Source organism: Geminocystis sp. CENA526 (assembly GCF_050753365.1).
In the GTDB taxonomy this organism is placed as follows: domain Bacteria; phylum Cyanobacteriota; class Cyanobacteriia; order Cyanobacteriales; family Cyanobacteriaceae; genus Geminocystis.
On sequence record NZ_JBLZFY010000155.1, the window covers coordinates 1 to 6,698 of the forward strand.

Annotated in this window: 10 protein-coding genes; 3 read left to right on the plus strand and 7 right to left on the minus strand. The window is 36.0% G+C overall.

Translation table 11 applies throughout. The features are described 5' to 3' along the window. Nucleotides 1-262: 262 nt before the first annotated feature. Both ACN4EE_RS21465 and ACN4EE_RS21470 read right to left on the minus strand, forming a co-directional pair. A complete protein-coding gene (locus ACN4EE_RS21465) occupies nucleotides 263-889 on the minus strand; it encodes a GAF domain-containing protein (RefSeq protein WP_431708550.1) in 627 nt (208 codons plus the stop codon). Nucleotides 890-977: 88 nt separating this feature from the next. Then, nucleotides 978-2,420: a family 10 glycosylhydrolase gene (locus tag ACN4EE_RS21470; RefSeq protein ID WP_431708551.1), complete on the minus strand. Its 1,443-nt coding sequence runs from the start codon at nucleotides 2,418-2,420 to the stop codon at nucleotides 978-980. Nucleotides 2,421-2,529: 109 nt separating this feature from the next. On the opposite strand from ACN4EE_RS21470, the gene ACN4EE_RS21475 reads away from it, so the two are divergent. Together ACN4EE_RS21475 and ACN4EE_RS21480 are read left to right on the plus strand one after the other, a co-directional pair. Beyond that, the gene (locus ACN4EE_RS21475; protein ID WP_431708552.1) at nucleotides 2,530-2,733 is read left to right on the plus strand and encodes a hypothetical protein; all 204 of its coding nucleotides are present in this window, start codon (nucleotides 2,530-2,532) and stop codon (nucleotides 2,731-2,733) included. Between the two features lie 80 nt (nucleotides 2,734-2,813). Next, nucleotides 2,814-4,133 carry a GTP-binding protein gene (locus tag ACN4EE_RS21480; RefSeq protein ID WP_431708553.1) on the plus strand — a complete coding sequence of 440 codons (1,320 nt, stop codon included), beginning with the start codon at nucleotides 2,814-2,816 and terminating at the stop codon, nucleotides 4,131-4,133. Nucleotides 4,134-4,245: 112 nt separating this feature from the next. On the opposite strand, the gene ACN4EE_RS21485 is transcribed toward ACN4EE_RS21480, so the two are convergent. Both ACN4EE_RS21485 and ACN4EE_RS21490 read right to left on the minus strand, forming a co-directional pair. Then, nucleotides 4,246-4,449: a type II toxin-antitoxin system HicA family toxin gene (locus ACN4EE_RS21485; RefSeq protein WP_431708554.1), complete on the minus strand. Its 204-nt coding sequence runs from the start codon at nucleotides 4,447-4,449 to the stop codon at nucleotides 4,246-4,248. Further along, entirely contained in the window at nucleotides 4,446-4,646 is a 201-nt protein-coding gene (locus tag ACN4EE_RS21490) for a type II toxin-antitoxin system HicB family antitoxin (protein WP_431708556.1), read from the minus strand. Before ACN4EE_RS21490 ends, ACN4EE_RS21485 begins: the two co-directional genes overlap by 4 nt. Nucleotides 4,647-4,872: 226 nt before the next feature. On the opposite strand from ACN4EE_RS21490, the gene ACN4EE_RS21495 reads away from it, so the two are divergent. Continuing rightward, a complete protein-coding gene (locus tag ACN4EE_RS21495; protein ID WP_431708557.1) occupies nucleotides 4,873-5,157 on the plus strand; it encodes a small RNA NsiR4-regulated ssr1528 family protein in 285 nt (94 codons plus the stop codon). Between the two features lie 10 nt (nucleotides 5,158-5,167). Here ACN4EE_RS21495 and ACN4EE_RS21500 read toward each other — a convergent pair whose 3' ends face one another. The 3 genes from ACN4EE_RS21500 to proC all read right to left on the minus strand — a co-directional run bounded on the left by ACN4EE_RS21500 (nucleotide 5,168) and on the right by proC (nucleotide 6,524). Then, nucleotides 5,168-5,383 carry a type II toxin-antitoxin system HicA family toxin gene (locus ACN4EE_RS21500; protein ID WP_431708558.1) on the minus strand — a complete coding sequence of 72 codons (216 nt, stop codon included), beginning with the start codon at nucleotides 5,381-5,383 and terminating at the stop codon, nucleotides 5,168-5,170. A gap of 15 nt (nucleotides 5,384-5,398) precedes the next feature. Then, the gene (locus ACN4EE_RS21505; RefSeq protein WP_431708559.1) at nucleotides 5,399-5,653 is read right to left on the minus strand and encodes a type II toxin-antitoxin system HicB family antitoxin; all 255 of its coding nucleotides are present in this window, start codon (nucleotides 5,651-5,653) and stop codon (nucleotides 5,399-5,401) included. 67 nt (nucleotides 5,654-5,720) lie between these two features. Further along, the gene (gene proC / locus ACN4EE_RS21510; protein ID WP_431708560.1) at nucleotides 5,721-6,524 is read right to left on the minus strand and encodes a pyrroline-5-carboxylate reductase; all 804 of its coding nucleotides are present in this window, start codon (nucleotides 6,522-6,524) and stop codon (nucleotides 5,721-5,723) included. Between the last annotated feature and the right edge of the window lie 174 nt (nucleotides 6,525-6,698).

A 6,698-nucleotide genomic window follows, 5' to 3' on the forward strand; every position in this document is an offset into this window, starting at 1 on the left:
ATCCCGAACTCGTGGGTGAAACATGACAGCGGCGACGATACTAAGGGGGTAGCCCCTAGGGACAATAGTTCCATGCCAGTTTAATATTTAAGTAAAATACGATACAAGTTCATAATCCCAAAGGCACTCTAGTTGATAGGGTGCTTTTTGGTCAATGGGGCGTTCAATAGACTTCGACTATTTGGTAAGAGGAAAATTTTTAGTACCAAAATATGAACTATTACTTATTGATTGCTCTTGTAAACAATACTGAGGTAACATTTTAATCATGAGAAGGATCATCGATCGAAAGGTACATTCTAGCATAATCAAGGGCGATCGAAATAGAAGGAGAATACATCGCCATAAAGTCCGCCATATCTTGAGTAAAATGTTTTGGTTTAGGATGAGTTAAAGTCAAAATACCCAACAAAAGTCGCCCTCGCAAAAAGGGAATACATAAAGCTGAGCCTACTTTATAGGGCTGATGGTGAAAATGCAACCAACGCTCATCCTCATCGGTATTTTTAACTAATGCCATACGGCGATATTTGGCAACCCATCCAGCTAATCCTTTGTCCAAAATTTCTCCGATTAAATAGTCCTTTTCTTCTCTTACTGTAGGACCCCGTGCTAAAATACTCTCTGTTATTATTCCTTTTTCGTCTAGCATAAATAAACTTGCATCTTTTGCTCTTAATAATTCTCTACCTACCTCTGTGATTTCCAAGAGGACAGAACGCAACATCAATTTACCTGAAGCAACATTACCCATCATTAAAATAGAGCGAAATAATTTTTCTTGGGCTTCCATCGCAATTTTATACTTAGTTAAATCACCTATACGACTTCTTAAGGAAGAAACCTCGATTTTTAGTGCTTCTGGGGATTGCTCGGTGGGAAAACTCATATTATGATTATTTTTTTGTGGAATATTTATTTATAGTTTTAACTTATTTTTCTCAGAAATTTTAAAAAATCTGGCTCTTCTACAAACCCTAATTAGTGCAACTTTCTCGTTGTCGAGTATGCTCTCTTTCTAGCCATGAATAAGCAAAATGACTGATGGATTGTACTGGTTTTGCCGATACCCTAATTGCGTCCATTTGCGATTCTAAAGAAGGGCGTTGCCCATCATTTCTACCCCAAAATCCTGCTAACACGGGTTTGACATTTGTACCTTGAGATGATCCAGCTAACACTCTTTTAACTTGATCTACTATACAACTAGGATTACCACACAAAGCATAGGACATAACGTGCCATTCCATACTTTGAGGAAAACTATCCCAAGGTTGCAAACGAGAATCAAAACCAACATCTCCTACTACCTGATTACCGTCAGGAAAAAATACCGCCCCCGTGGGAATCCCCCTTTGTGTTACCTGATTGGAGGCAAAGTTAAGAAAGTCTAATACTCCCTGTGCCGCATGGGCAACGGTAAAATACCAAATGTCTAATTGTACGGCGGATAGGTTGCTTGGTGCAGAGGGGCTTCTTCCTTGCCATAAAGGGGTTGTTTCATTAGGAAACAGGTTTCTCATTTGGGCTAAATCGTTGGCGTTAATTACCCCTTGATTGAGGTATCTTTCTAATAACCATCTCCCTTGTTGATTTTGAGCTCTATTTAATAGGGTTTGTCGTGAGGCTTGGCTATAAATCCATAAATCTTTCACATTACCTGCTACAGAGTCTGTGCCACTACCACGGGGATAACGAATATAATCGAATAGTACTCCGTCTGGTCTTCTTTGTATAACTGCTTGTAATAATTGAGTGTAGTCTTGACGAGCTTGGGCATTATATGGGTCAATGAAGGCTTGAGATCGATCGTGAACAAAGTAAACGCTAGTTTGTCCTCTACCATTACGAGCCAATACATTTTGTCTATCTGATCTTTGGGAATATAAATAGCCATAATTCATAGAAAATAGCCATGCGTACATTTTTAAACCTCTTTCTCGCCCTTTTTGTAAGGTTTCGGCGTATAAATCTCGTGTTTCATAACCAGGCTGATCTACTACACTAGGCCATGCTGTGAAATTCCCATTTTTTGGTAATAAGACTTGACTATCGAAAAATACTTCCACATAGACGGTGTTATAACCTCTATTAACAATAGTATCCAATACCTTTTCGATCGAGCCGTTACGCACATCACAAGGGTAAATCCGTAGCCAAATAGCCTGTTCTTTCAGCCAATGATTACGGCGACAATTCAGCAATAAATCTCGGTGTTCTTGTAAAATTTTTCTGTATTCTTGTTGGGCAGTGGCATTTCCTGTAATGGCATTTTCTCGTAGAGTGTCTTTGGTAGCGATGGCATTTTCATCAAATTGACAATAGGGATTCGTTACCGCCTTGACTGGAAAGGAAATTACAGCTTGAGCAACTAAAGTAATACATGCTACTGTAATTTTAGACCAAGAATTTTTCAACATTTTTCTAATAATATCTCTACATACAAAAACACCTTTTCTGATTATACCTTAGAGAACCATAAAGTTTATAATGGTCAACAATCCATGATTAATTATTTGATTATCTATTATGAATGATCACAATGATAAGTTCGATCGAACCATCTTAACATCTATTGCTTTAAGTTTTGTCACCCCAACGGTGATGATTGGGCAAAAATTAGGTAGTGAATTACTAAATTTATTAGAAGAAATGGGTAAAAGTAGCGAAGAAATTTTTAGGGGTGAAAGACTACCTTTATTAAAAAATAATCACACTTCTTTATCTGAATAAAAAAGACATATTTATCCTAATAAGAATTTGTAAAAATTTTCTTGCCTAGCCTTACCAGTATTTTTGATTCTGCTAATAACATGACAACTTCTTTATATTCCCTTGCTCGTAACAGTTTACAACAATCGATCGCATGGTATTCTAGTCAAAAACGTCATTGGAATTATCCCCCTAATATGGCATTACAAGTAGCCGTGAGAGATGACTTAACCGCCCTAAAATCGGCTGTAGAAAAACTCGAACAACAGATGATTAAAATATCAGCTTTTGGGTTAGTAAGTCGAGGCAAATCATCGGTTATTAATGCTCTATTAGGAGAAAAAATCTTAACCACAGGACCGATAAATGGAGTCACAAAATGGCCTAAATCTGTTCGTTGGACACCCCCTACGGGTAAGGTACAAATCGAGCTAATAGATACCCCTGGACTCGATGAAATTGACGGAGAAAATAGAGCCAATATGGCAAAAGAAATTAGTCAACAATCTGATTTAATTTTGTTTGTTATTTCAGGAGATATTACCCGTACAGAATATTTAGCACTTTTAGAATTAAGACAAGCAAAAAAACCTTTAATATTAGTATTTAATAAAATAGATTTATACCCCGAAACTGATTTAAAATCCATTTATCAACAACTACAACAATTAAGCAATCAAACCAAAAAACCTCTTTTTACTCCCGATGAAATCGTTTTAATTAGTGCCGAACCTCAACCCATTAATTTAAGGATAGAATTGCCCGATGGTACTGTCAAAGAAGAATGGGAATATCCATCACCAAATATTGCTTCTTTACAGGAAAAAATCCTGACTATTTTAAACAGAGAAGGGAAAGCATTATTAGCCTTAAATTCTCTTTATCAAGCAAAAATTGCTCAAAAAAATATTGCTCGTAAAACCATAGAAATCAGAAGTAAAGAAGCCGAAGAAATTATCTGGCGTTATGCCAAATATAAAGCCTTAATTGTAGCTATAAATCCTATTGTTATTTTAGATTTAATCGGAGGATTATTCATAGATTTAATCATGATTCGTGCCTTAGCAAGATTATATGGTTTACCCATTACCAGTTATGAAGCCGGAAATTTATGGCAAACTATTGTCAAAAGTTTAGGAGGTTTATTGTTAACAGAAATTATCTCTGTGACAATGTTAGGTTTTGCAAAAACCAGTTACGCTATTAACAGTTTATGGGAAAATCCGGGAAGTTTTACCACTTTAGCGACAACCGCTCTAGCGCAGGGTACAATGGCAGGTTATGGTTCTTATATAGTAGGAAAAACGGCTCAAGTTTATTTGGAAAATGGTTGTACATGGGGTAACTCAGGAGTTGATACTATCATCAGTGAAATTATCGCTCAAATGCCTCCAGAATCGATTATTTCTCGTCTTTCATAGCTATTTTGTATATACAACTTGTTGGATTTGATCTAATCTTCACTCACCTACCCAATTATATCCAAGTCAAGCTCTCTAGCTTCCGCAAAGGGAAAACCAGAACAAACAAAAACTAAAGCAAATCTTCTTCTTTTAAATTGGCATCTTTCATAATTGATTTGAGAGTACCAATAGGCAAGTCTCTGTTACCGTGAATTGGTACAGCAACTGAGTCTGAACACTTTTGATATTTGAAATGACTACCTCTTGTTTTAACCAAAATCCACCCTTTCTTTTCTAATATTTGAGCTAGTTTTTTACCTGAAATTGACTTCATAAAGCTAATTCAATTATTTTTGATTTTTCAGGTATCACTTCTGTCTGAGATGAATCATCCAGATATAACTCTATAGCTTCCTTAACCATTTCTAACATTTGTTCATAAGTTTCACCCCAAGTATGACAACCTTTTAAAGACGGTACACTCGCACACCAAACATCATCTTCCTGCCAAACTAATACTTTGATTTTCATAATTTTTATTACCTTAATTCACTAATCCAATTATACCCAAGTAAAACTCTTTAGCTTCCGCAAAGGAGAACCAAAACAAAAAACAAACTAAATCAAATCACCTTCAGTTAAATTAGCATCTTTCATAATTGGTAAATCTTTTTTACCATGAATTAGGAATAGGTTCATTGACAATTATCTCTTGACCATAGAGAATGAAAGGTAAAATTAACTACCAAATTTGATTATGAGTAATGTAACAACTGGTGCTAATGCCGTAGATAATGCGATCGAACAAGGAATAGATTTTGATGGTAGCCCTATACCCGTCGCCAAATTAGACTTATATAAGCAAGTCATGGCGTTAGAAGGGCAAAGACAAAGAAGCGGAGTCAGTAATACAATGCGATCGAGAATAGTGCGTATTGGGGCGAAACATATTGCTCAAGAGGAATTAAACCAAATGCTTATTGATGCAGATTTTGCTCCTTTGAAGGATAAAGAAATCGCTTTTTACTACGGTAGTAAGTAGAATTTTTTGGTTACTGCAACCATTCTTCACGGGATATATTCCCTTGACGTAATATTCTTTGCAATAATCCAATGCTAATTTCTTTTTTGTGAGGATTTGGAATAATTAAAGTAACATTTCCTCGGCGCATTTGCGGATGTTTGCCTCCTGAAAATGGACTTTCAAAACCTAATTCATTTAATTTTGTAACTAATTCTTTCCAAGAAACAGGAGTTAATTTGGGCATAATTGCTCATATATTTTATGCAGAAATAAGTGGTTGATTGATTTCATTAAGATTTATCCCGTTAATAATAGGTATTTCTAAGTTTAATTTTAAACGTAAAGCAATCCAATCACTTAATGCCTCTTTTAATTCTCTTCGACAACCTTCTAAGGTTTCATGATTAGCCCATACCCCTTGAAGATTAGGAATTTCACCCCAATAACTATGATCATCTTCTACTATTTCATAAACAGCCATAGTCATAGCTTGATCAATATAATTTATTAACATTAAATTTCTCCTTTTTTACTTATTTTCACTTAAAATTTAACATCTTAAGGAATTGATTTTTTTGCTGTTAACCTCCTAATTGTTGAGAGCGTTTATAGGCACTGGTGACGGCACAAATGACGGCATTACGAAAGCCATTTTTCTCTAATTGGGCAACCCCTTCGATCGTAGTGCCTCCGGGGCTGGTGACTTGATCCTTTAAAATAGCAGGATGGAGATTTTTTTGTTTGACTAACTCGGCTGTACCTAATACCGTTTGAGTGGCTAATTGTAATGCGATCGATCTTGGTAAACCCGAAGCTACACCACCATCAGCTAAAGCCTCAATCATAATAGCAACAAAAGCAGGACCCGATCCAGATAATCCTGTCACCGCATCCATTAAGTACTCTTGTACCTGAATAACAGAACCGATGGCACTAAAAAGAGTCATGGTGCAATCTAACTGAGAATTGCTCACTTTTTCATTAACAGAAATAGCCGTCATGGCTTCTCCTACCATAGCAGGAGTATTAGGCATAACTCTGACAATGGGATATTCAGGAAAACTATGTCCTAATTTTTCTAAGGAAACTCCCGCTAAAATAGACAAAATTAAAGGTTTTTCATTAAGATTGAAAGTCAAATCTCCTACAACTTTTGACAAAATTTGCGGTTTAATTGCCAATAAAATAATTTCTGAATTATCTAAAATCTCTTGATTATTTTCCGTAGTAGCAACAGAATATTGATCCTGCCAAAATTGACGACGATTAGGCAAGGGATCACTGATAATAATATTATTAGCTGAATAAATTTTTTTTTGTAAAAGACGAGAAACAATGGCTTCAGCCATTACCCCACCGCCAATAACACCTAAGTTAAACACGATAAATAAATAATAGTAAATAGTGAATGATGAAGATGAGAGGGGGGAGAGGGGGGAGAGGGGGGAGAAAATGCTGAGGTTAGATCATTGACGATTATTGTCTCTGTCGAAGGTGATTTATTAATTAAGGCTACGGATTGCCTCTAATAAACCTCTAGCTTTGTTGAGGGTTTCCTG